This is a genomic window from Streptomyces sp. SID3212 (genome assembly GCF_009865405.1).
Taxonomy (GTDB): domain Bacteria; phylum Actinomycetota; class Actinomycetes; order Streptomycetales; family Streptomycetaceae; genus Streptomyces.
In genome coordinates, this window is sequence record NZ_WWJY01000322.1 from 1 (window position 1) to 469 (window position 469).

1 pseudogene is annotated in these 469 nt (G+C 76.1%); it reads left to right on the plus strand.

Annotated features, from left to right (window positions below):
- Positions 1-469 (plus strand): annotated as a pseudogene (locus GT042_RS09665) (hypothetical protein); the annotation flags it as partial.

Sequence of the window (469 nt, forward strand, 5' to 3'; positions counted from 1 at the left end):
ACCGCCGGGCTCGCCGCCCCCGGGGGCGGGCGCGACACCCTGGACTGGTCCGCCGTCCACAGCACGGTCCTCGACGCCTGGGGCGCCTTCGAGCGGCAGGGCACGGTGGAGGAACGGCCCGGCCTCCGCGGGGCGGTGTCCGTCATCGAGCTCCTGGACGACGACGTGGACCTGGCCCCCGCGCGCCATCTGCCGCCCCCGGCCGCCGCGAACGGTACTGCCGAACTCGCCCTCGTACGGGAACGGCTGACGGACACCCTGCGCCTCACCCACGACCTGGTCCCGCCGGCCGTCAGAGCGGCGGACGGCGCGGGAGAGGCAACCCCTGCCCCTCTGCCGGCCGTCACCGTCACCGTCGGCGAACTCGCCCGCGCGGGAGCCCTGGTGCTCCACGCGGGCGGCACAGGCACAAGCACAGGCACAAGCACAGGCACAGGCACCAGCACCGGCCCAGGCACAGGCACCGCCC